Consider the following 23243-nt stretch of genomic DNA (forward strand, 5'->3'; position numbering starts at 1 on the left):
GTCAGCGCACCTGCAGGACGGTGTAGCGTCGCGCTGTGAAGCGCCAGATCCCATCCGTGTCCCGCCGCAGCATATCGTCGTACTGGCCAGAGACCAGGCGTTCGCTGCCGTCGGCCCCCTTCAACATCTCGAGCATGTAGCACCGGCTGTCGGCATGGTCGCCGTCGATGGCCAGCGCGCCGTGGTTGACGTACATCGAGGCGGCGTCGAACCCGGCCATGAGGCGGACCCACAGGTCGCGGATCGCTTCGCGACCGGACGCGGCGTGATCACCAACCTGCCATTGCGCATCCTGCGCCCAGCATTCGGCCCAGTCTTCGGCGTCCTTGCGAAAGACGGCGTCGTTGTAGGCCTCGATCCGTTCGCGGATGGCGATGCGGTCGGCCAGATCCCCCGAAAAGCCGCGCATCATTCGCCCTCCGCCTGGAAGTCGGGCCGGGGAACGCCCTTGCTGTCATAGACGCTCGCCACTGCGTCGCAGCGATACTTGCGCACGCTAGATTTGATCAGTCCGTACTGGCCGAGGTGATCGCGCATCGAGACATAGCTCTGGTCGCGGAAATGTCCGGCAAGCGCGGGTTCGTCCTCCCACTCTTCGTAGACATGGACGCGGCCCGGGACCAGCGGATCGAGCGCCCAATTGTAGGCGATGCAGCCCTTTTCGCGGCGCGAAGCCTCGATGTACGGCTCGCCGTCGCGGATCGCGGCTTCGGCGCGGGTGGGGTCGAAATCGATGGTGCCGGCAATGAGGATGGGCATGGGACGGGTCCTTGTGGCGTGATCAGGCAGGCGAAAGGCGCGGCAACCGCGCGACGGCGAGCAGGGTGACAAGGGCAAGCGCGACCCCTGCGGCAAGCAGCAGGAACGGCGCGCGGAAAGCCGCCGCATCGGGGGCAGTACCCGTGCCGTCGAGCAGCATCATGGTCATGGTCGCGCCAAGGCCGGTGCCGACCTGCTGGGCGGTGAACAGGACCGCGCTGCCAAGTCCCTGTCGTTCGGACGGCAGCGTCGCCAGGGCCCCGTGCATCAGCGCAATGAAGCAGGTGACGCTGCCGAGCGCGGCCACAGCCATGCCCGGTGCGACACCCAACCCGTATGGCAGGCCGATGGCGAAGGCGAGCCAGCCAAGCCCCGCAAGGTTGAGCACTGCCGCACCGCGCGCCAGGACGAGCGGCCGGAAGCGCGCCAGCAGGCGCGGTGCGACCTGCCCGGCCGCGATCACCGCGATGGCATAGGGCATGGCTCCGAGCCCTGCCTGCGCCGCTGAATAGCCCGCCACGCGCTGGAGATAGAGCTGCATCAGCAGCAGCAGCCCGCCGACGCCGGCCAGGACCAGCAGCAGCAGCCAGACCGAGAGCGCATAGAGCGGGTTGGCGAACAGGACGGGCGGCACCAACGGTGCGGGGACGCGGCGTTCGACGATGGCGAAGGCGATGGCCGCAGCGACCGCACCCGCGATCATGGCCAGCGTAAGTTCTGCCGCCACGCCCTTGCCGAACAGGACCACCGCGCCCACGAACAGCACGAGCGCCGTGGTCAGCAGCGCGGCACCCATCTGGTCCAGCCGTTCGGGCGCGGCGCGCGCGGCACCGCGCGGAATCCAGCGCAGCGCCATGGCCAAGGCGATGGCGAGCAGCGGGAGGTTCACGAAGAAGGCCGCGCGCCAGCCGAATGCGGTCACGAGCGCGCCGCCCGCAAGCAAGCCGACGATCAGCGAAAAACCCTGCGTCACGCCGAACACTCCCATCGCCCGGTGGCGCGGTTCGCCTTCGGGCAGCAGGACGGTGATCAGCGAGAAGGCCGCCGGCGAAAGCAGTGCGACGGCAAAGGCCTGGACCACCCGCGCTGCAAGTACGAAGGCAAGCGAGGGCGCGGCGCCCGCGGCGATGGAGCCTGCGCCGAACAGCGCGATCCCCCAGGCAAGCGCGCGGCGCTGGCCGATGCGGTCCACCAGCTTGCCGCCCAGGATAAGCGTTCCCGCCAGCACCAGCGTGTTCGCGGTGACGATCCACGAAAGCATCGCCGGCCCCGCGCCAAGGCTGCGGCCGATCGACGGGATCGCGATGCTGACGAGCGCAAAATCGGCGGTCGTCACCAGCTTGACCAGCGCCATCAGCGCCACGATCCGCCGCTGCCCAGCGCGGGTGGTTTCGACCATGGTCAGTCGGCCATCCACTTTTCCAGGTTCTGGTGGAAGTAGCGCACGCGCCGTTCCTGGAACGCGAGGTAATCGCGCTTGTAGCCGCGCGAATGAAGACCGCGCTGCTGATGCTCCCAGACTGAGACGTCCTGGTCGATGCCCGGTCCCGCCGATACCTCGTGAACCTTGCCCTGGATGTGCGGGCCCGGCACCGAAACATCGACCCATTCGGACATCGACTGCGAATAGTAGCGCTCGGTCCCGGCCGGGAAGAGCGTCATGTACCACATGTCGAAGTAGCACTTTTCCGGGTCACTCTCGTGCGGCCGGGCGCGCAGCCAGATGTTGCCATCGGGCTTCAGGCTGAAGGAAAGGTTCGGGAAGATCGTGTAGTGCCAGTGATCGGTCAGCTGGTCGTCGTGGTAGGTGGAAAAGTCGAAGCCCTTCTCCTCGCCCTTCTCGCGCTTGGCCTTCTGCAGCGCCTTGCGGATTTCGCCCGTCTTGCCGCCGCGGAACTGGTCAGGGTCGAGCCCCCAGAATTCCAGCTCGTTGCGCAGCATCTCCAGCGTTTCGTTCTCGCCGCCGCGCAGCTGCTTGGTCGGCCCTGCCCCCGGCATGAACATGCGCGCGTGGCCTTCGGGGTAGAGGTCGAACTGGCAATAGCTGTGCGCGTATTCCATCACGAACTTGGTCTGCGGATGGACGAAGGGGACGTGGTAGCTTTCGTTGAAGTTGTCCTGCACCAGCTTCCAGTTGAAGTTGCCTTCGATCGTCACCCAGTGGGTGCGCACCATGCGATCCATCGGATAGGTATCGATCTGGTCGGCAATCGGCCCCATGAACTGGCGCAAGGGCGCCGCGTCATTGTCCATGTTGATCCACACGAACCCTGCCCACAGCTCGCACTTGATCTCGACCATGTTGAGCTTGCCGCAGGGCGAGCCCTGCACGAAGTCCGCCTCGTCGGGCACGACCTTCAGCTTGCCCGCAAGATCATAAGCCCAGCCGTGATAGGGACAGAGCAGCCGCTTGGCATTGCCCTGCGCTCCCGAGACGACCGGCATCCCGCGATGCTGGCACACGTTGTAGAAAGCGCGCACATGGCCATCGTCGCCCCGCACGCAGACGATCGTTTCGGGTCCGAAGTCCGCCGTAAGCCAGTCGCCGGTGTTGGGGATCTGCGCCTGAGTCCCCGCGATCTGCCAGGTGCGGGTCCACACCTTGTCCCATTCGCGATCCGCCCATTCCTTGGAGAAATAGCGGTCCGGGGTGATTGGCGCGTTGCCGAGCGGCGGGTCGGCCAGTTTCGAGATGTCGGCCAGGGACTTGGCACGGGCGCGGGGTAGATCGGTGGAAGCGGTCATGGCTTGTCTCCTCGAAGCTTGTCTCAAGCCCCCTCGAAATGGCGGTAGGATGGATCGGCGTGCCCCCGCTCGCCGAAGGCATGGGTGGGCATCGCTACGCGGTCCCACATGTCGGTAGATGGCGCGGTCGTGCTCCAATCGTAGACCGCGCCGCGATGAGCGATTCGCCACTCCCCGGCGCGCTTTTCGAACCGGTCGAGATAGCGCCCGGCCGCGACCATGAAGGTATCGCCCGCGCCATCGGCGCCCGGCAGGCAGTGATGCGCGATGAAGTAGGCCTCGCCCCGGGCGTTGTTTCCGTCGACTTCGACGAGGACGTTGCCGATCACGTGCTGGGTGCGCCGCATTCCGGCGAGCACCTCCATCACCCACGGCACGAAGTCGGCGGCGGTCCCCTTGAACATGCCATGATCGTCGGTGGCGTCCGGGTGGAACACGCTGCGGACCAGGTCGGCGTCGCAGCGATCTATCGCGCGGGCCAGCTTGTGCACCAGCTCGACGCAGTCCTGCTTGTCCAGCAGGCGCGCGAGGCGGGAATCGAGAGCAAGGGTGTCGGAGCTCATCGCGTCATTCTCCGGTATGGCTGGGATCGTGGGGGGCACGCTTGCCGCGTCGGGTCAGCCCTTCGTAGAGCGGGCCGTCCCAGCGTGCGGTGGAAGGTCCGTTGCGGCTCCAGTCGAGCACGTAGCGGCGGTGCAGCAACCGCCATTCGTCGCCACGGCGCTGCAGCCGGTCGAGATAGCGCCCGCCGACTTCCATCTCCTGCGGGCCATCGGGCGAATCCACTTCGTGCCACGCGCGGCAATAGGTTTCGGCGGTGGCCACGCCGTTCCCCATCTCGATCAGCATGTTGCCGAGAAAATGCTGCGTGCGGCGCATGCCCAGAAGCGCGGGGATCACGCCGTCGAACCATTCCAGCGCGTCGATCTCGCCCTGCCCGTAATCGGCCTTCGCCCCCGGCCACCATACCGAGCGCAACACGTCGATATCGCAGCGATCGATGCCGCGGGCATAGCGGTTGAGGAGATCCATGATCGCAAGACGATCGGCGACCTGTTCAAGATGAACCTTGCTCATCGGACGCGCATCTCCTCGCGGCGGCAGCTCAGGTCGTGCGGGCTGCGGGCGCCCCACGGCAGCATCATGGCTCCGCCTTCCAGATCGGCGGCGGGTTCGTTGCGGATCCAGTCGGCAAGTTCGGTGCGATGGGCGATCTTCCAGACACCCTGCCGCCGTTCGTACCGGTCGACGTATCGGCCAGCGACGAACAGGTCATATTCCGCGCCGTCGTCGCCCATGATGCGGTGGTGCGCCTGGTAATAGACTTCGCCGAAGGCGAGGGTCTCGCTCTCGAAATCGATCCGCATCTGGCCGATCATGTGATGGTTGGCCTTGTGCGGGGCCAACACACCCTGGGCGAAGGCGACAAAGCCTTCGGCATCCCCTTGCCAGCCGGCGCCGTAGTCGGTGGTGGCATCGTCATGGAACACCGAGCGGTGCAACACCGGATCGAGCCGGTCCTGCGCGCGCATGTAGTCGCAGCTCAGGTCATAGATGGCCTGCCACGAAACGAGGCGGTCGAGCGGATCCATCCCGTCACGCTCCTGCAAGGTAGGCATCGAGCGTCTGATGGAACTGGCGGATGCGCGCTTCCTGATAGTGGCCCAGCGTTTGGCCCCGCTTTTCCGAACCCTCGAATCCGCGATACTGCATGGCGAGATTGTCGGTGTCCTGATCATAGACCGCGCCAAGGCCCGGATTCATGCCCGGCGCCTCGGCATAGGACTGGTCGACGCCCACCCGCACGGGTTCGGGCGGATGGTCGAGCGGCGTGCCCGGCGGCACCAGCTTGAGGAACACGAGGTCGAACAGCGTGCGCGACGGGTCGTTGCCGATCGGCCGGAAGCGATAGATCATAGGCAGCGATACGCCCGGGAACAGGCACATGTTCGGGAAGAGGTGATACTCGATCGAATCGAGCATCTCGCTGTCGGAATAGGCATCAAGCGACACCCCGGTTTCGGCCGAGATCCTTTCGCGCAACCTCTCTGCCGCAAACGAGCGCGCGCTGCGGCCTTCAGGCACCTCGCCCGGCTCGACGCGCATCTTGTCGTAGACGTCCTGCTGCGACTGCGGCTCGCGATAATGCGGGCTGGGCACGCCGATGGTGTGGACAAAGCGCGTCACATGGTCGCTGAATAGGTCGTACTGCGCATTGGCATCGCCCGCCGTGGCCAGCCCTTGCGTATGCGTTTCGTAGACGTGGTAGGCTTCGAGAAAGGCCTCCTGCGCTGCCTTCCAGTTGCTCGGCAGCTCCTTCTGCAAATGCAGCGCGATGCGCCGGTCGGCCAGGTCCCAGCGCCCCGTGAAGTGGTCGGCCAAGGGGCCGAGCTGTTCTGCAAGCGGGCGCGCCTGCGAATCGAGGTTGACGAAGATGAACCCGCCCCAGGTTTCGACGCGGACTTGCGGCAGGCCGAATTCGTCGTCGGTCACGTGCGGGAAATCCCAGCGGCATGGGATGTTCGAGAGCTTGCCGTCGAGGGTCCAGCTCCAGCCGTGGAACGGGCAGCGCAGCTCGGCGGAATGGCCACTGGTATCGGATCGCTTGAGCTGCGTGCCGCGATGAAGGCAGGCGTTGCGGTAGGCGCGGATGGCGCCATCATCGCCGCGCACGATCAGGATCGACCACGGCCCGATGTCGTAGGTGATGTAGTCGCCGGCATCGGGCACGTGTTCCTCGCGCGCGGCCCACTGCCATGTCCGCGCCCACATCTGCGTGAATTCCCGCGCCATGAACTCGGGCGAAAGGTACCGGTCGTATTCGATGTCGGCGTCGCCGGCGAAGGTATAGGCTTCGGCGACCAGCGCGGGCGGAACGTCCTGCCCGTCGGACAGGATGATATCGCGCGTGCTGGGCCCGGGGCACCGGGCTGTGCCCGGTTCCGGCGGGAGCGGCAGGCTGGTTTCGAGATTCATCGCCAAGTTGGTCCTTGTCGCTCGTGTCTGCCCCTCCCCCGGTGGATCGTCAGTATCGGAAGGTCGCCTGCAGCCGGACGGTGCGCGGCATCGACCCGTACCCGATGATGTCGCCCAGCGTCGCGTTGTTGGTGCCGGTGCCCGCCCCCGTCAGCGGTGCGGTGCCGCCGCCGATGAAGTAGAACTTGTTGGTCAGGTTCTTGCCCAGCACAGCGAACTGCCAGCGGTCATCGGCCGATCCGATGTGGAAGCCGGCATCAAGCACGGCGTAGGCCTTCTGCCGGGTGTAGGGATCGCCGAAGCTCGAACCCAGGTACGAACTGGTCGTGCGGGTGTCGATATTGCCGCCGACCTTCAGCCCGTTGCCGACATCGGTCTCGTACGAAACGCCCGCCGTCGCGGTCCATTCGGGCGCCGCCGCGGTGGGAGCTCCAGACAGGTCCTGGCGCGGCTGGCCATCGGCCGTCCGCAGCGAACAGCCCGCAGCGATGCTCTGCCCCGACCAGCACGGCGCGATGAAGTTCTCGTACCGCGCGCGGTTGTAGTTGAGCGTGCCGTGGAGCGAGAGGCCCGGCACCTGGCGGGGCGCGTACTCCAGCTCCAGCTCGACGCCCTTCGACCGCGCAGCGCCCGCGTTGTAGGTGACGTAGGAGAAGACCTGCGCGTTGAAGTAGTCGATCTGCAGATCGGTATACTTGAAGTTGTAGAGTGTCAGGTTCGCCCGCAGTTGCCGGTCGAACAGGGTGGTCTTGATACCCGCTTCGAAGCCGCGTCCGCGCTCTGGATTGAACGCAAGGTCGCCCGAAGGATTGTTGGTCACCAGCGACGAGTTGATCGCGCTGTTCGAGAAGCCGCCCGACTTGTAGGCCGTCTTGTACGCGCCATAGAGCATGATGTCGCTCGTCGGCTTCCAGCTCAGCGTCACGTCGGGGGACCAGTCGTCGAATGTCTGATTGCCATAGAGCGTGCCATTGGCGGCCGCGCTCTGCGGGCGGAAAATGCCGGTCAGCGCCGGGTTGACGTAAGGCTGGGTAAAGTAGCTCTTCTTGGTTTCATGCGTGTAGCGCACGCCGGCCGTTGCCTCCACGGTCGGCAGGATCTTCCAGATCGCCTGGCCATAAGCGGACAGCGTTTCACCGTCAGTCTGCGAATCCTTGGCATAGGCGACATACCGCATGCCATCGGGCGCCGCCGAATTCTCGATGTTGGCGAACAGGACCGCCTGGAAGAACTCGCGCTTGGTCTTCTGGTAAAGTCCGCCGACCATGACGTTGACCGGGGAATCGAATTTGGTCAGCGCGCGCAGTTCCTGGCTGAAAGCATGGTACGTCGCGTTTTCGGTCGCCCAGACCCCGCCGCCCAGGAAGTCGCAGTCGCAGGCGAACTTGTTGTTGTTCCAGCTGTAGTTGGTGACCGAGTTGAGCGTCACGTTCTCGAGGTCGTAGTTGATCGTACCGGTGACCGCCCACGACTTGTACAGGTTGTAGAGCTCGCCATTGCTGCGCCCGTACGGCGTTGCCTGCGCAATGTCGGCCGGCATGTTGTTCTGGTAGAGGCGGAAGCCGCCGTCGCAGGGATAGGCCGGGTTAAGCGCGGTCGCCCCGGTGGGGCAGCGCACGGCCGAATAGTTCCAGCCGTTGCCCTCGGTCTCGTTGTACGAGCCCGACGCCTTCAGCGTCATCGTCAGACCGCCGCCGGGATCGTACTTCAGCGTGGCGCGGCCGATCAGCTCACGCTCCTGCGGCTGGTCCTTGGCCGCAGGCTGGGCGGTATGGGCGTTGGTCGTGCCGGTGGCGACGTCGAAGGTCGGGTAAGACTGTACGTTCGCGGCATTGCGGTAGAACCCGCCGAACATCTTCGAGCCGCGCACGGCCAGGCGAAGGCCGAGCGAATCGTTCAGCGGGGTCGAATAGATCGCCTCGCCGTAAAGCTGCCGGGCGTTGAGTTCGTAGCCGACGCGGGCAAGGATCTCGCGGTCCTTGCCCGGATCGGCGGTGGTCAGGCTGATCACGCCGGCAGTAGCGTTCTTGCCATAGAACAGCGCCTGCGGGCCTTTCAGGATTTCCACGCGGGCAAGGTCGAAGAAGCCTTCGTTGATGACCCGGCCCTGGCCGTAATAGACGCTGTCGACCACGATCGCGACTGACTGCTCGATGCCGATCGAGGTCGCGGACGAGCCGATGCCGCGCATGGTCAGCTGCGCGCCCGCACCGTTCGAGGCACGCGCGACGGTGAATTGCGGCGTGGCCGCGGCGATCTTTTCAAGGCTGGTCAGGTCGCGTGCCTGCACCGTTTCCGCGCTGATGGCCTGCACCGCGACCGGAATGGTCTGAACGCTCTCGCTGCGGCGGCGTGCCGTCACGATGATGTCCTGCACGCCGACTGGTGCGCTGGCGGAAGCCTCCGCACCGGACTGGGGCGCGGTCTGGGAAGCGGCCTGATCATCGGCGGCGAGCGCCGGTGCTGAGATCGCGAATGCCCCCAGGCCGAGCGCGGCAATTGTGGCGCTGCGCGCGGTTGTCGTCAGGAATGTGAGTCGCGCAAGATCCGAGTGCCGCATGGGGCCTCCCCTCCTTCGTTTCACGCAGCCCGGTTCAGCCCGAGTCCGCCAACGTGATGCAGCGTATCAATTTTTGGACTCGGCACAATCCATTTATGCAGCGCGTACGCATTTTGATAGGAACTGGACATCCGCAGCAGGATCGTCGAAACGGGAAGTCCATGCCGAAGGCCGCACGCCCCCTTGCACCGGCTCCCGATGTCGCGCCGCGCGATCTGCTCGATGCGCATCCGGACAAGCCGCTGCTTTACGTCAGCCCGCTCATCCTCGAGCGGCGGCGGCGGCTGCTGCGCGAAGCCCGGCAAATGATTGCCGATGGCGGCATCGAGAATTTCAGCGTCCGCGAGCTGTGCCGCCGCGCGGAAGTTGCGCAGCGTACGCTCTATAATGCCTTCCACACCAAGGATCGCGTGATCGCGCTGGCCATCCGCGAAGCGTACGACGCCTATAACGACCACGTGCGTTATCGCACCGAACCGCACACGCTTGACGGGATGCTCGACCGCACGATCGCGATCAACCGCCGCAACTTCCGCGTGCGCAATTACACCCGCGCTGTCGTTGCCATCTATTTTGCGCCCGGCACCCCGCGCGATGTCTGGGAAACGCTGCGCGACATGTCGGTCGGCTGGGTGACCGGCTGGGTCGAAGCACTGAAGGCACGCGGCGACCTGCAGCCTTGGGTCAGCGCCGAACACTTCGCCACGACCATGGCCAATCTGCAGTACGCGACGATCAACAACTGGACGCTCGGCCGCCTATCCGATGTGGAATACCTGCCCCACCTGATCGAACGGATGCTGCTCCTGCTGATCGGGGCGGTGCGCGGTCAGGTGCGGGAGGAGGCCCGCACCCATCTGATCGAGATCAAGCGCACCGGCCAGATCCCCACCTACCCGCTGCCGACCTGGACACCGCCGGAGGGAACGGCGGCGTCCTGACTTTGGTGGTTCAGCCCGCCGGCGGGCGCGGCGCATTGCTGTTGCGCCAGTCCTGCCGCTTGGCCCAATCGCCGAACGTCTACAGCTCGAGCGGAATGCGCCGCTGCATTTCCGCGACATCGACCTCGAACGGCCTTGTCGGCGCCGTCACGTTGTATTCGTAGAACCTGCCGATCTGCTCGGCCGTTGCGTCCTGCTCTTCCTTGCTCATGGCATCGCCATAGGCGTTGGCGAGAAGCCGCCCGAATTCGGCCGGACTGCAAGCATCGTAGCGGATCTCCCGCCCCAGCGCGTCCGACAGCGATTGCGCCAGCTGCGGAGGACGGAGCCGTTCGGGCCCGCCGATGTTCATCCACGCGCCTTCCATGTCGGGCCGATCGAGCGAGTGGATCATGATCCGCGCCACGTCGTCGAGGCTGATCCAGTTGGCCTCGGTCTCAGGCGTGTGCGCGTAAACGAAGCGGCCCTCGTTGACGATGAACGGCCGCGCCCAGTTGGTGAGGAGGTTGTCCATGAACAGCACCGAGCCGAACACCGTTGCCCCCACCCCGCTACGGAACAAGGCGTTGAGGCCCGCGGTATTGCCGACATAGGTATGAGCATCGCCCGGACGATCGGGAATCCAGCTCGACGTGTTCCACACCACGCGATCGACCCCGGCGGCCTTGGCCGCGCGGCCGACGCTGCCGGCGATCGTCGCCCGGTCGGCGCGGGCACGCAACGGGTGGGTGTGGAACACGGCGTCGGCACCATCGAACGCCGCGATCAGCGATGCTTCGTCATAGAGGTCGGCGGGCACCACCGTCACCGTGTCGGGCTGCTGTTCGCCATAGAAGGGATCGGGCGAGCGCGAGATCGCCTTCACCGCGAATCCCGCCTTCACCAGTTGCCGCACCTGCGCTCCGCCCTGGCGCCCACTGGCACCGATCACCGCGACTGTCCGCATTGCCTGTCTCTCCCGAAGAATCGCGCCTGTCTGCGTCGATCAAAAGATAGTGCACGCGTTAGTTTTATGGCGCAAGCCCTTCGCCCCTTGCAAAGATCAGGGAATTGGCGAACAGCTTTGTCCTCTATGCGGGGGCCGCAACCACTCCGCGCTGCACCGGACGCTCATGAAGACCGACGACACCTCCAGTTCCCTTGCCCCGCATCCCGAACGGCCGCTGCTCTATTCGAGCCCGCAGATCCTTGCGCGCAGGCGAAGGCTGCTGAAGGAAGCCCGGCGCATGCTGGCGGAAGATGGGATCGACGGTTTCAGCATCCGCAAGCTGTGCCAACGCGCCGAAGTCGCGCAGCGCACGCTCTACAACGCGTTCCACAACAAGGACCGCCTCATCGCCCTCGCCATCCGCGAAGCGTTCGACGAATACAGCGCTTTCGTGCGCCAGAGCAGCGACACAGTGTCGGTCAAGGGCTGGCTTTCGCGCACCGTCTCGATCAATCGGCGTAACTTCCACGTGCGCAACTACACCACTGCCGTCTGTGCGCTCTATTTCGCGCCGGGCACCGCACGCGACGTATTCGAGACGCTGCTCGACATGTCGCTGCGCGGCAACCTGACGTGGCTGGAGCAGCGCCGGGGCGACATCGGTGACTGGATCGACCTGCCGCACTTCGCCCGTTCGCTGGCCGACGTGCAGTATGCAACGATCAATGACTGGTGCCTGGGCCGCACGCCCGACGAACGATACCTGCCCTCGCTTGTCGAAAACATGCTGATGATGCTGGTCGGCGCGGTCCAGGGCTCGCTCGCCGAAGAAGCGGCAGAACTGCTGGCAGAGCTGGAAACCACCGGTACGATCGCGTCGATTGCGGACATGTCGGTGCCGCGCGTCACTCCGCGCAAGCCCAGCGCCTGACGGCTATTCGCGCCCCTCGGGCACCCAGCCGGCGCGGACGCCGAACACCACCGTTTCGCGCTCGATCGCCGCCGCGAGCGCCTTGGCCATGTCCGGAAACTGCGGGCTGGTGCGCAGCGCCGTCAATCCGCGCTCGTAGGCGCCAAGGTCCGGCATCGACCAGATGTCGATTGCAGTGTGCAGCCGTCCGCTGATCTGCGAGATCGCCGTGATCAGCCGCCACCCCTGGGCCTCCACCAGCGCGACCAGATCCTTCATCACCGCCTCGAACTGCGTCATGTCGCCCGCGCGCAGTTCGAGCGTCGATTGCATGTAGACGGTCATCAGCGATCCTCCTCGAAGCGCAGCAGCTGCTTGCCGGTGTTCGCGCCGGAAAACAGCCGCATCAGCGTGCGTGGCGCGTTGTCGAACCCGTGCTGGATATCCTCGCGGGCAACCAGGCGTCCGTCGGCGAGCCATTGGCTCATGCGGCGGCGCGCTTCGTCGAACATCGCCTCGTGGTCGTTCAGGATGAAACCCCGCATGGTCGCGCGCTTGAACACCAGGTTGAAATAGTTTTCCGGGCCGACCGGCATGCCGCCGGTCTTGGAGCGCGATATCCCGCCGCAGATCACCACCCGCGCGTTCATGGCCAAGTTGCCGAGCAGTGTGTTGAGGATCGTGCCGCCGACGTTGTCCCAAACGACGTCGATCCCGTTGGGCGCCTGCGCCGCTACTTGCGCGGCGAAGTCGTCCGCCCGGTAATCGATGGCGGCGTCCAGGCCGTAGTCGTCTACCAGCATGCGGCATTTGTCCGGTCCGCCGGCCACGCCGATGACGCGGCAGCCGCCGATCCGCGCAATCTGTCCGACAATCGAACCGACAGCGCCCGCCGCGCCGGTGATCATCACCGTATCGCCGGGAAAAGGCTGGCCGATAGCCTTGAACCCGCAATAGGCGGTCAGACCGACGATCCCCAGCACGCCCAGATCGTCGGAAGGCCTTTCGGGATTGCTCACCGGCCGAAGCTCGCCCGCCGCAACGGTTGCATAGTCCTGCCAGCCCATCGGGCCGGTCACCTGCATGCCCGGTACAAAGCCGGGGGCGCGGCTTTCGACGACTGTCCCGACACCGCTGCCCCGCATCACGTCGCCGATCTCGGTTCGGGCAACGTACCCGCCGATGTTCTCCATCCAGCCCTTCATGGCCGGTTCGAACGCAAGCAGGTCTACGCGCACCAGCACCTCGCCTTCTTCGGGCGCGCGGGCCGGAACCTCATCCCGCGCGAAATCGGCTTCGGTCACGTCGCGGCCGGCCGGGCGGCCGGCAATCTTCCATTGTCGGTTGCGAAGCTGCATCCGCAAAGATCCTGTCAAAAAGAGGGAACTGCTATTCGGCCGCCTGCTGCAGCGCCATTTCCTCGAGCCGGGGATCGCCGGGCACGATCCATTCCTGCCCGATGACCGGCGCCGCCCGCAGTTCGTCGGGGATGTTCTCCGGCCCGATCAGCGCGTCGGCCGATTGATGCCAATGATAGATGCGCGCCTCCTGGTAGCTGAGCGGAACGCCCGCAAAGCCGTAGGATTCCTGGCTTTTCTGTATCCACACGCCGAACTCGGTATCTTCGCGAAGCACGCTGTCGAGATAGGTGATGGTGGTATCCCAATACGCCGGTCGGGGTCCCTCGCCCCAGTCCGGCCCGAACCACCAGACTTCCATTTTCGAGCGATTCAAGCCGTTGGGCCAGAAGTTGAGCACGAAATAGCCGTGGGGCGACAGTGGCGAAACCCAGTTGGGGAAGAGGTTGTAGGATTGCGTGCAGGTCCGCCCGATCTCGCCAACGGTGTCGAATTGCAGTCGCTCAATCCCCTCGACCTTGGCCGCGCGGTAACTCGATCCTTCCGACCGGTCCCAACCCGGCGCAATCATGCGGCCATGGCCGTGGGGATAGAACGAATTGACGTTGCGCCGATGATCAAGACCAACCGCGACCGTCGTCGGGTGTATGTTCGGAACATGGTAGACTTCCATGTTCGCTTCCATCGCGATCTTCCAGTTGCACTCTAGGTCCCACACTTGGTAATCGACCAGCCGGATCGCGTCGAAGCGGAACTCCGCCCACTCCTCCTTCAGCGATCCTAGCCATTCCGACAGGCTGGGGCCGTCCTGCGAAAAGCGGACGAACACAAGCTGGCCATACCGCTCGCAGGCGACCTTGCGCAGCGAACGGCAGGAAAAGTCGAGATCGGCGAAGTCTTCGGGGTCGCGGATCGAACAGAGCTTGCCTTCATCGTCATAGACCCAGCCGTGGTATTTGCAGGTCAGCCTGGCGCTGCGGCCGCTCTCCTTGGTCACCACCGGCGCGCCGCGATGGCTGCAGGTGTTGTAGAACGCGTTGACCTCCCCCGATCGGGCATGGACCAGCACGATCGGCTGCCCGGCGATTTCCCACAGTTTAAAGCAACCCGCGCGCGGGATCTCGTCCATGTGCGCAGCAAGCAGCCAGGACTTGCGCCAGAGATGGTCCCGCTCCAGCTCGGCGAAGCGGGGGTCCGTATATCGCCCTCCCGGCAGGTCGGGCAGTTTGGGAAAGGCGCGCGGCGGCGCAGTGCGCGCCGCTTCGTATTCCATCAGCGCGTGGATCTTCGCAATTTCGGACTGGTCCATCGTGCGTCCTTTCCCGGTATCTGTCAGGCGACGATGTCGGCCCCGGCGAACAGCGCCGGAAGCTCTTCGTCGGACGCGGCGATGATCCGGTCGGTCCACTTGTGGAAAGCCTGCGCTCCCCCTTCGTTGCGGCCGAACAGGACGTGATCGAGCGTACCGTGATCAAGCGCGCGCTGCTGGCGAAGGCCGGTGTCATAGTCCTCGTCGCGGACCACCACCTCAAGAAACGCGAACTGTTCGTGCGCTGCGGCTTCCTGATCGGCGCTCGGCGCATTTTCCATCAGGTACATTTGCCGGGTCCAGGATTCCCCGACCTTGTCGCCGGGCAGCAGCTGCGAAATCATCACGCCGCGGCCGCCGCCGTTGAAACTGGCGATCGAAATGCAGGGGAAGATCGTCCAGACGCCGTTGAGGACAAGATCGTCGGTCCATTCGCTCTCGGGCTTGTCGCCCAGTTCGCGCGCCGCGCGATCGGGCGCGACCAGGCGCTGGTGCGGCCCCCACGCGTGATAGTGCGCGCGATTTCCGAGCATGCCGGTGGCATTGAGGGTGTCCTTGTGCAGCACCGGCAGGTGGTAGAAGTCGAGATAGCCGTCATAGGCGATCTTCCAGTTCGGCCCGCGCAGGATGCGGCTGGAAAAGAAGTGCCAGTCCTTGAAGTTGAAGGCTTCGAGCAAGGCATCGTAGCCGCACAGGAAGGCATCGATATCGAGCTTCAGGTTGGGATCGACGCTGCCGAAAATCAGCCCGGCGCGTTCGGCCACCGGCAGCGCCTTAAGGCTGAGGCACGACTTGTCGACCGCGCCGAAGTCGGCGGAGGCCGCGACGGCAAGAAGGCTGCCGTCCTGCCCGAACGTCCAGCCGTGATAGGGGCAGGTGAAACGCTTGGCATTGCCGGTCGGCGCGGTGGCGACATTGGTGCCCCGATGGGTGCAGCTGTTGATGAACGATCGGACCTTTCCGTCGGACCCGCGCGTGAGCAGAATCGGAACGCCTGCCACTTCCATCGTCTTGAAGTCGCCGGGATTGGGAATCTCGCACGAAGGGGCCAGCATCAGCGGCAGACGGCGGAAGATCCGATCGACCTCAAGCTTGAAGCGCCCGGGATCGGTGTAGTTGGTCGCGGGAACCTTCAGGATATCGTCGACGAGTTCATAGGTGTTGTCGCGCGCATGCTGGACGCTGTGGCGCATGACACGCGCGATATCGGGGTTTTCCATCGCCGTCATCGGAACCTCCGGTGAAATGTAGTCTGCGTGATACCTTCTGGATCAAGGGCGCGTCAATGCGCTTTGACGCGCGCACGGTCGCTTACCATCCGTCCGGCCGGTTTGGCGCAGGCGCTCCGTCGCGCCGCGCCTCTTTCAAGATCGCGGCTTTGGCGCTATCGGCGCGCGCAATGAGCAAGGAAACACCACAGGCCATCCGCGGCACGCAGGACATTTTCGGCCCCGATGCCGAAGCCTTCGGTTTCGTCGTCGAAACCTTCGAACGCGTGCGCAAGCTCTATCGCTTCCGCCGCGTCGAGATGCCGGTGTTCGAAAAGACGTCCGTGTTCTCCCGCTCGCTTGGCGAGACGACCGACGTCGTGTCCAAGGAAATGTATTCGTTCGAGGACCGCGGCGGCGAATCGCTGACGCTGCGGCCGGAGTTTACGGCGGGCCTTGCGCGCGCCTTCCTCACCAACGGCTGGCAGCAGCACGCCCCGCTCAAGATTGCGACGCATGGAGCGCTGTTCCGCTACGAACGGCCGCAGAAGGGGCGCTATCGCCAGTTCCACCAGATCGACGCCGAAGTGATTGGCGCGGGCGAACCGCACGCCGATGTCGAGCTGCTGGTAATGGCCGACCAGTTGCTGAAGGAACTGGGCATCGCCAACGGCGTGACGCTCCAGCTCAACACCTTGGGCGATGCCGCCAGCCGCGAAGCCTGGCGCGCCGCGCTGATCGAATATTTCATTGCTCACAAGCATGAACTTAGCGAAGATTCGCAGGACCGCCTCGAGCGGAACCCGCTGCGCATCCTCGATTCCAAGGATCCGCGCGACAAGCCGTTTACGGCGGATGCGCCGAAGATCGACCAGTTTCTCTCCATCGAGGCGCAGGACTTCTTCGCGAAGGTTACTGACGGGCTCGATGCCGCGGGCGTCGCCTGGACACGTGCGCCGGCGCTCGTGCGAGGGCTCGACTATTATCGCCACACCGCGTTCGAATTCGTGACCGATCGCCTTGGCGCGCAAGGGACCGTGCTGGGCGGCGGGCGCTACGACGGGCTCATGGAAGCACTCGGTGGCGCAGCGACGCCGGCCGTGGGCTGGGCGGCGGGGATCGAGCGACTGGCGATGCTGGTGGCCGACGCGCGTGAGGTGAAGGAGCCGGCGGCCGATGTCGCCATCGTGCCGATGGGCGCGGCCGCAGAGGCAGCGTGCATCGGCCTTGCAGCCACATTGCGCCGCAGTGGCCTTGCGGTTGAAATGGGCTTTCGCGGCAACATGAAGAAGCGGATGAGCCGCGCCAACGAGAGCGGGGCGCGTTTTGCGCTGATTGTCGGTGACGACGAGCTGGCCGCCGGCGAGGCGACAGTCAAGAACCTGGGCACCGGCGATCAGGCGCGCCTGCCGCTTCACGCGATCCCGGCGCACATTTCGGCCTGATGAGCGTTTCCGACCAGCGCCTGTCCCAGATCATCGCGCGCTTTGCCGAACTGGAAGCGCGCCTTGCTTCGGGCACGCTCGAAGGGAGCGACTTCATCGCCGCGAGCCGTGACTATGCCGAGCTTGAGCCGGTGGCGCGCGTGGCCGAGCAAGTGCGGTCCATGCGCGTCGAGCTGGAAAGCCTCGCCGCGCTCGATGACCCGGAAATGCGCGACTTGGCCGAAGAGGAAATGGGCCGGCTGAAGGCCGAGCTGCCCGATGCCGAACATCGCCTGTCGATCGCCATGTTGCCGCGCGACACCGCGGATGTCCGCCCGGCGATGCTAGAGATCAGGGCCGGTACCGGTGGCGACGAAGCCGCCCTGTTCGCGGCGGACCTTTTCCGCATGTACGAACGCTTCGCGGCCGAGCAAGGCTGGCGCGTCGAAGTCATCAGCGCCAACGCCAACGAGCTGGGGGGCTTCAAGGAAGTGGTCGCAAATGTGGCGGGCCAAGGTGTGTTCGCGCGGTTGAAGTTCGAAAGCGGCGTGCATCGCGTTCAGCGCGTACCGGTCACCGAAAGCGGTGGGCGCATCCACACCAGCGCCGCAACCGTGGCGGTGCTCCCCGAACCCGACGAAGTCGACGTGCAGATCGAGGACAAGGATCTGAAGATCGACATCTACCGCGCAAGCGGGGCGGGCGGGCAGCATGTCAATACCACCGATTCCGCCGTGCGCATTACCCACCTGCCCAGCGGTCTCGTGGTCATCTGCCAGGACGAGCGCAGCCAGCACAAGAACAAGGCCAAGGCGATGCAGGTTCTGCGCACGCGGCTTTACGAGAAGATGCGCGATGAAGCGCAGGGCACCGAAGCCGAGGCACGCCGGGCGATGGTCGGGAGCGGCGACCGGTCCGAACGCATCCGCACCTACAACTTCCCGCAAGGCCGCGTAACCGACCACCGCATCAACCTGACGCTGCACCGGTTGCCGGAAGTGCTGGAAGGCCCGGGACTTGGCGAGTTGGTCGACGCGCTGATTGCCGAGGATCAGGCCAAGCGCCTTGCCGCGATGGACGCATGACGGTCGGCGAGGCGCTGCGCGCGGCAACCGACCGACTGGCAGCGACAAGCGATACGGCGCGTCTTGATGCCGAAGTTCTGATGGCGCACGCGCTGGGTTGTTCGCGCAGCGACGTCCTGCTGCGCCACATGCGCTCAGAGCCACCATCTTCGTTTGCAACGCTGATCGAGCGGCGCCTGAAGGCTGAGCCGGTGGCATACATCGTGGGGCGGCAGGAATTCTATGGGCTCGACTTCGCGGTGGGGCCGGACGTCCTGATCCCGCGCGCCGACAGCGAAACGCTGATCGATGCGGCCCGAACCGCCTTCGAAGGGCAACCGCCTCCTGCCCGGGTGCTCGATCTGGGCACGGGGTCTGGGGCGCTTTTGCTGGCGGCCTTGTCGCTATGGCCCGATGCCCAAGGCATCGGCGTAGAACGCTCGCCCGGGGCCCAAGCCACGGCGCGTCGGAACGCGGAGGCACTGGGCCTCGCCCATCGCGCAGAAATCCGCGCGGGAGATTGGACCGCGACCGACTGGACAGGGGCACTCGGGACTTTTGACCTGATCCTAGCCAACCCGCCCTACATCGAGGCAGCAGAACCGCTCAGTCCTTCGGTGCGCGATTTCGAGCCGGCGAGCGCGCTCTTTGCCGGCGAAGACGGCCTCGACGATTACCGCCTGCTCATCCCGCAGATACCTGCCTTGCTAGCTTCCGGGGGAATCGCCTTTTTCGAGATCGGATGGACCCAGGGACGCGATGTGATGGCGCTTGCCGAAGGGGCCGGACTTTCAACGCGTTTGCATCATGACCTTGGTGGACGCGAAAGGGCAGTGGAAATGCGCCAGAATGGCCAAATAGCTCTTGGCAACGGCGCGCGCCTTGCCTAATTAGACATCAGGCAGGGCGACGGATGAAGGCTTCCCGTCCCGGCCAACTCCACCATTTGCTCACGATCGCCGGTCAAGACGGACCGGAGGCAGGCAGGTGCTGGATAGCACGGGCTGCAGGTGTGGCGCCGTGGCGGAGGGTTGCGCGGCAGCAGGGTGCATTGAAACCGGACTGGCCGCCCCAGACAAGGAAGTGCCTGAGTTGAACAACAATCGTGGCAACAACAACCGCCGGCGCAGCCGCGGCAACAACCGTCCGCAAAACGGCGGCGGTGGCGGCGGCGGACAGCAGCTGAACCGGATCGACAGCCGTGCGCGGGGCAATGCGCCGCAGCTGCTCGAGAAGTATCGCAAGCTGGCGCAGGACGCGCACCTCAACGGCGACCGCGTGCAGGCGGAATACTATCTCCAGTTCGCCGACCACTACTTCCGCGTGATGGCCGATACCCGCCTCCGCCAGGAAGAGCAGCGTGCGCGGCAGAACGGTGGCGTCTCGGGTGACCGCTGGCAGGATGCCGAAGGCGAGGACGATGCGGGCGAGTTCTCGATGGAGAACGATTTCCCCGCGTTCGATCGCCCCCAATCGCGTCGCGACGAGCAGCGCCGGGAAGAGCCTCGCCGCGAGGACAGCCGCAGGGAAGATGGCCGCCGCGATGACGGGCGTCGTGACGAGAATCGTCGCGAAGAGGGCCGCCGTGAGGACAACCGTCGGGATGAAAACCGCCGTGACGACAACCGCCGCGACGATGAGCGCCGCGAACGCGGTCGTCGTCCCGAGCGCGCTCGCGATGACGCGGCAGAACCTGTCGCAGCGGTTGCCGAAGCACCTCTTCCGGGAGAAGGGGTTCGTGCGGCCGAGGGCGAGCCCATCGGCGATGCAGGTGACAACCCGTTCGTGCGCGATGCCCGCCCATCTCGTGGCCTTAAGCCTCGCACCGATCGCCGTCGCAAGGCGGCTGACGACGACGGCAGTGTCGAACCGGCACCGGCGCTGGATCCGTCCAGCCTGCCGCCCGCATTCGGCGCGCGCAAGGAAACCGTCGAGGAAGCTCCCGTCGCAGCCGCGGCTGAAGAGGCACCGGCACCCAAGCGCCGTGGCCGTCCTCGCAAGACTCCTCCGGCCGAAACTGCTGCAGCAGAAGGCTGACGGGCCAGTCCTGTTACGGAACCATTATAGGGGGTCGATCGCTTGCGATCGGCCCCCTTGCCGTTCATAGCCTGCGCACCCACGAGCCCGAGGATTCATGACCCGCCTGCCCGACGCGTCTGCCCCCAAGGCCAAGTCTTCCCGTGCCAAGGTGATGGCGACCGCACGCCCGATCTTTGCGCTGATTGCAGGTGGCTTTGCCGCCACCGGATTTCAGCCGCTGGCAATGTGGCCGATTACGCTGGTGTCGTTTGCCGTGGCAATCGCACTGGTCGAACGGGCCCGCGGTCCGGGGCGGGCGTTTCTGGTCGGCTGGTTGTTCGGCGTTGGCCTGTTCACCGTGGGCAACGGCTGGATCGCCACGGCCTTCACCTATCAGGCGCAGATGCCTGCCTGGCTCGGCTGGATCGCCGTGGTGCTGCTGGCGCTCTATCTGGCGGTGTTCCCCGCCCTCGCGACCCTTGCTACGTGGCTGGTGACGCAAAAGGCGCGCGCCGCCATCCTTCCGGCGTTCGCGGCCTTCTGGATCGTTACCGAATGGATGCGAGCCTGGGTGTTTACGGGTTTTGCCTGGAATCCGGTAGGTGCGGTCGCGCTGGGAGGCTTTGGCAGGCCGGGCCTTGCCGCAGTGGCACCGTGGCTCGGCACATATGCGCTGTCGGGCCTCGTCGTCCTGCTCGCAGGCCAATGGCTGTTTGCGCAACGGGCCCTCGCCAAGGGCAACCGGAAGGCGGCCGTGGGCCATGCGCTCGTGCCGGTCGTGCTGTTCCTGCTGCCGATGCACGGCCACAACGATACCGGCACCCTTCCCTTCACGCTTGTCCAGCCGAACCTGCGCCAAGACGAGATCAACGATCCCAGGCTGTTTGAAAGCCAGTTCCAGAACATTGCCGCGCTTTCACTGGCGAGGAACCCGGGGCACCTCCGCCTGGTGCTTTGGCCAGAGAGTGCAGTGCCCGACTACCTGCGCACCGGCTACGCACCGTTCTGGTATGCCGAAACAACCTATGCCGGCGACCCGGTCATGGCGCGCGAGCGCATCGGGAGGGTGATCGGTCCCGGCAGCCTGCTGCTGACCGGGGCAGTGGACTTGTCGCAGGATCGCAAGGGCGCGATCAACGGCGCGTGGAACGTGGTGACCGCTCTCGATCCCACCGGCACGATCAAAGGGTCCTACGCCAAGGCGCATCTCGTCCCCTATGGCGAGTACCTGCCGATGCGCGAGCTTCTCACCCCGCTGGGTCTTTCTCGCCTGGTTGCAGGACAGCTGGACTTCTTCGCGGGCCCCGGTCCGCGCACCGTTGACTTCGGCCCGTTCGGCAAGGCGGGATTCCAGATCTGCTACGAGATCATCTTTTCGGGCGAAGTGGTGGATCGGGCGCACCGCCCCGACTACCTGTTCAATCCGTCCAACGATGGCTGGTTCGGCAGCTGGGGACCGCCGCAGCATCTGGCGCAGGCGCGGCTGCGCGCAATCGAGGAAGGCCTGCCGGTGTTGCGCGCGACCACGACCGGCATCAGCGCCGTGATCGATGCGGACGGCGTGGTGCGCGAGCATCTGGGCCGGGGCGTGGCGGGCCGGCTGGACGGCATGGTGCCCCCGGCGCACGCATCGACTTTGTTTGCCCGGACCGGCAACGCCCTTCCGCTTGCCTGGGCTGGCCTGCTTCTGGTCATCGCGATGGTTGCAAGGCGCAGGACCGTGGGCTAGAGCAAGCACATAAAGCTTTCTTTATATGGACCCGGCCAATGCGCACCGATTACCTGTTCACCTCCGAAAGCGTTTCCGAAGGGCATCCGGACAAAGTCGCCGACCAGATCAGCGACGCGATCGTCGACCTGTTCCTTTCGAAAGATCCCGAGGCGCGCATCGCTTGCGAAACGCTGACCACGACGCAGCTGGTCGTGCTGGCCGGCGAAATCCGCTGCAAGGGTGTCTACGAAGACGGCGCATGGGCTCCGGGCGCGCAGGACGAAATCGAGGCGACCGTGCGCGAAACGGTCAAGCGGATCGGCTATGAGCAGGACGGCTTCCACTGGGAAACCTTCCGCTTCGAAAACAACCTGCACGGCCAGTCCGCGCATATCGCGCAAGGCGTGGATGCTGGCGACAACAAGGACGAGGGCGCGGGCGACCAGGGCATCATGTTCGGCTATGCCACCGACGAGACGCCCGACCTGATGCCGGCAACGCTGTACTACAGCCACAAGATCCTTGAGCGGATGGCGGCCGATCGCCATTCCGGCGCGGCCCCATTTCTTGAGCCGGACGCGAAGAGCCAGGTGACGCTGCGCTATGAAGGTTCGCTGCCCGTCGCGGCGACGGCGGTGGTCGTTTCCACCCAGCACAAGCCCGGCTACTGCCTGACCGGCGACAATGCCGACGCGGCCAAGTACGCCGAGCTCGAAACCTACGTGAAGAAGGTCGTTGCCGAAGTGATCCCGCCGGTGCTGCTGCGGGGCACGAAGTACTACATCAACCCGACCGGCGCGTTCGAGATCGGCGGCCCGGACGGCGATGCCGGCCTGACCGGACGCAAGATCATCGTCGACACCTATGGCGGGGCGGCTCCGCATGGCGGTGGCGCATTCTCGGGCAAGGACCCGACCAAGGTCGACCGTTCGGCGGCCTACATCACTCGCTATCTTGCCAAGAACGTCGTCGCGGCGGGCCTTGCCACGCGCTGCACGATCCAGATCGCCTATGCGATCGGCGTGTCCGAACCGCTCTCGCTGTATGTCGATACGCACGACACGGGCACCGTGGCCGACGACAAAATCGAGAAGGCCATTCTCGGCATTGCCCGCCTCGGTGGGCTCACGCCGCGCAGCATCCGCACGCACCTTGGCCTCAACAAGCCGATCTACGCCAAGACGGCCGCCTATGGCCACTTCGGCCGCAGGCCCCAGGGCGATCTGTTCCCGTGGGAGCGGACCGACCTGGTTGACGAACTCAAGGCTGCAGTCGCCGCCTGATCCTCGCCAGCGCTGAAATGAACAAGGGGCGGGGCCATTTGGCCGCCG

22 protein-coding genes are annotated in these 23243 nt (G+C 65.4%); 8 read left to right on the forward strand and 14 right to left on the reverse strand.

Annotated elements, in window-relative coordinates:
- Window position 1 precedes the first annotated feature (1 nt).
- Genes HHL27_RS12650 through HHL27_RS12690 form a run of 9 tightly spaced genes read right to left on the reverse strand, consistent with a single transcriptional unit; the run spans window position 2 to window position 9040 of the window.
- On the reverse strand, window positions 2–409 hold the full coding sequence (locus HHL27_RS12650; protein ID WP_169493793.1) for a nuclear transport factor 2 family protein: 408 nt from the start codon (window positions 407–409) through the stop codon (window positions 2–4).
- Window positions 409–759, reverse strand: a complete 351-nt coding sequence (locus HHL27_RS12655) for a putative quinol monooxygenase (protein WP_169493794.1) — start codon at window positions 757–759, stop codon at window positions 409–411. Before HHL27_RS12655 ends, HHL27_RS12650 begins: the two co-directional genes overlap by 1 nt.
- Window positions 760–781: 22 nt before the next feature.
- The gene (locus HHL27_RS12660) at window positions 782–2158 is read right to left on the reverse strand and encodes an MFS transporter (protein ID WP_206069583.1); all 1377 of its coding nucleotides are present in this window, start codon (window positions 2156–2158) and stop codon (window positions 782–784) included.
- Window positions 2159–2160: 2 nt separating this feature from the next.
- Entirely contained in the window at window positions 2161–3504 is a 1344-nt protein-coding gene (locus HHL27_RS12665; protein ID WP_169493796.1) for an aromatic ring-hydroxylating oxygenase subunit alpha, read from the reverse strand.
- Between the two features lie 23 nt (window positions 3505–3527).
- Window positions 3528–4067, reverse strand: a complete 540-nt coding sequence (locus HHL27_RS12670; protein ID WP_169493797.1) for a nuclear transport factor 2 family protein — start codon at window positions 4065–4067, stop codon at window positions 3528–3530.
- 4 nt (window positions 4068–4071) lie between these two features.
- The gene (locus HHL27_RS12675) at window positions 4072–4581 is read right to left on the reverse strand and encodes a nuclear transport factor 2 family protein (protein ID WP_169493798.1); all 510 of its coding nucleotides are present in this window, start codon (window positions 4579–4581) and stop codon (window positions 4072–4074) included.
- Window positions 4578–5096 carry a nuclear transport factor 2 family protein gene (locus tag HHL27_RS12680; RefSeq protein WP_206069584.1) on the reverse strand — a complete coding sequence of 173 codons (519 nt, stop codon included), beginning with the start codon at window positions 5094–5096 and terminating at the stop codon, window positions 4578–4580. Before HHL27_RS12680 ends, HHL27_RS12675 begins: the two co-directional genes overlap by 4 nt.
- Before the next feature lie 4 nt (window positions 5097–5100).
- The gene (locus HHL27_RS12685; RefSeq protein WP_169493800.1) at window positions 5101–6480 is read right to left on the reverse strand and encodes an aromatic ring-hydroxylating dioxygenase subunit alpha; all 1380 of its coding nucleotides are present in this window, start codon (window positions 6478–6480) and stop codon (window positions 5101–5103) included.
- Between the two features lie 49 nt (window positions 6481–6529).
- Window positions 6530–9040, reverse strand: a complete 2511-nt coding sequence (locus HHL27_RS12690; RefSeq protein WP_169493801.1) for a TonB-dependent receptor — start codon at window positions 9038–9040, stop codon at window positions 6530–6532.
- A 161-nt stretch (window positions 9041–9201) separates the two neighbouring features.
- On the opposite strand from HHL27_RS12690, the gene HHL27_RS12695 reads away from it, so the two are divergent.
- Window positions 9202–9981: a TetR/AcrR family transcriptional regulator gene (locus HHL27_RS12695; protein WP_169493802.1), complete on the forward strand. Its 780-nt coding sequence runs from the start codon at window positions 9202–9204 to the stop codon at window positions 9979–9981.
- A 79-nt stretch (window positions 9982–10060) separates the two neighbouring features.
- Here the strand turns inward: HHL27_RS12695 and HHL27_RS12700 are convergent, their stop codons facing one another.
- Window positions 10061–10927, reverse strand: coding sequence for an SDR family oxidoreductase (locus HHL27_RS12700; RefSeq protein ID WP_169493803.1), 867 nt, complete (start codon window positions 10925–10927; stop codon window positions 10061–10063).
- Window positions 10928–11093: 166 nt separating this feature from the next.
- Here HHL27_RS12700 and HHL27_RS12705 point away from each other — a divergent pair, with 166 nt between their 5' ends.
- Complete coding sequence (locus HHL27_RS12705) at window positions 11094–11840, forward strand: TetR/AcrR family transcriptional regulator (RefSeq protein ID WP_169493804.1); 747 nt, start codon at window positions 11094–11096, stop codon at window positions 11838–11840.
- Window positions 11841–11843: 3 nt separating this feature from the next.
- Here HHL27_RS12705 and HHL27_RS12710 read toward each other — a convergent pair whose 3' ends face one another.
- The 4 genes from HHL27_RS12710 to HHL27_RS12725 are packed head-to-tail and all read right to left on the reverse strand — an operon-like array spanning window position 11844 to window position 15715.
- Window positions 11844–12164 carry an NIPSNAP family protein gene (locus HHL27_RS12710; protein ID WP_169493805.1) on the reverse strand — a complete coding sequence of 107 codons (321 nt, stop codon included), beginning with the start codon at window positions 12162–12164 and terminating at the stop codon, window positions 11844–11846.
- The gene (locus HHL27_RS12715; protein ID WP_169493806.1) at window positions 12164–13177 is read right to left on the reverse strand and encodes an NADP-dependent oxidoreductase; all 1014 of its coding nucleotides are present in this window, start codon (window positions 13175–13177) and stop codon (window positions 12164–12166) included. The genes HHL27_RS12710 and HHL27_RS12715 overlap by 1 nt, the downstream gene beginning before the upstream one ends.
- 31 nt (window positions 13178–13208) lie before the next feature.
- Window positions 13209–14486 carry an aromatic ring-hydroxylating oxygenase subunit alpha gene (locus HHL27_RS12720; RefSeq protein ID WP_169493807.1) on the reverse strand — a complete coding sequence of 426 codons (1278 nt, stop codon included), beginning with the start codon at window positions 14484–14486 and terminating at the stop codon, window positions 13209–13211.
- A 23-nt stretch (window positions 14487–14509) separates the two neighbouring features.
- Window positions 14510–15715: an aromatic ring-hydroxylating oxygenase subunit alpha gene (locus HHL27_RS12725; protein ID WP_169493808.1), complete on the reverse strand. Its 1206-nt coding sequence runs from the start codon at window positions 15713–15715 to the stop codon at window positions 14510–14512.
- A gap of 170 nt (window positions 15716–15885) precedes the next feature.
- Between HHL27_RS12725 and hisS the strand changes: the two genes are divergently transcribed.
- The 6 genes from hisS (at window position 15886) to metK (ending at window position 23195) form a co-directional block, all read left to right on the forward strand.
- Window positions 15886–17139 carry a histidine--tRNA ligase gene (hisS, locus tag HHL27_RS12730; protein WP_169493809.1) on the forward strand — a complete coding sequence of 418 codons (1254 nt, stop codon included), beginning with the start codon at window positions 15886–15888 and terminating at the stop codon, window positions 17137–17139.
- Entirely contained in the window at window positions 17139–18203 is a 1065-nt protein-coding gene (gene prfA, locus HHL27_RS12735) for a peptide chain release factor 1 (RefSeq protein WP_169493810.1), read from the forward strand. Before hisS ends, prfA begins: the two co-directional genes overlap by 1 nt.
- Window positions 18200–19072: a peptide chain release factor N(5)-glutamine methyltransferase gene (gene prmC, locus HHL27_RS12740; RefSeq protein ID WP_169493811.1), complete on the forward strand. Its 873-nt coding sequence runs from the start codon at window positions 18200–18202 to the stop codon at window positions 19070–19072. Before prfA ends, prmC begins: the two co-directional genes overlap by 4 nt.
- Window positions 19073–19265: 193 nt before the next feature.
- Window positions 19266–20219: a DUF4167 domain-containing protein gene (locus tag HHL27_RS12745; protein WP_420874059.1), complete on the forward strand. Its 954-nt coding sequence runs from the start codon at window positions 19266–19268 to the stop codon at window positions 20217–20219.
- 154 nt (window positions 20220–20373) lie between these two features.
- Window positions 20374–21930: an apolipoprotein N-acyltransferase gene (gene lnt / locus HHL27_RS12750; RefSeq protein ID WP_169493989.1), complete on the forward strand. Its 1557-nt coding sequence runs from the start codon at window positions 20374–20376 to the stop codon at window positions 21928–21930.
- 38 nt (window positions 21931–21968) lie between these two features.
- Complete coding sequence (metK, locus tag HHL27_RS12755) at window positions 21969–23195, forward strand: methionine adenosyltransferase (protein ID WP_169493813.1); 1227 nt, start codon at window positions 21969–21971, stop codon at window positions 23193–23195.
- Window positions 23196–23243 lie beyond the last annotated feature (48 nt).

The organism is Novosphingobium olei (assembly GCF_012927405.1).
Taxonomy (GTDB): domain Bacteria; phylum Pseudomonadota; class Alphaproteobacteria; order Sphingomonadales; family Sphingomonadaceae; genus Novosphingobium; species Novosphingobium olei.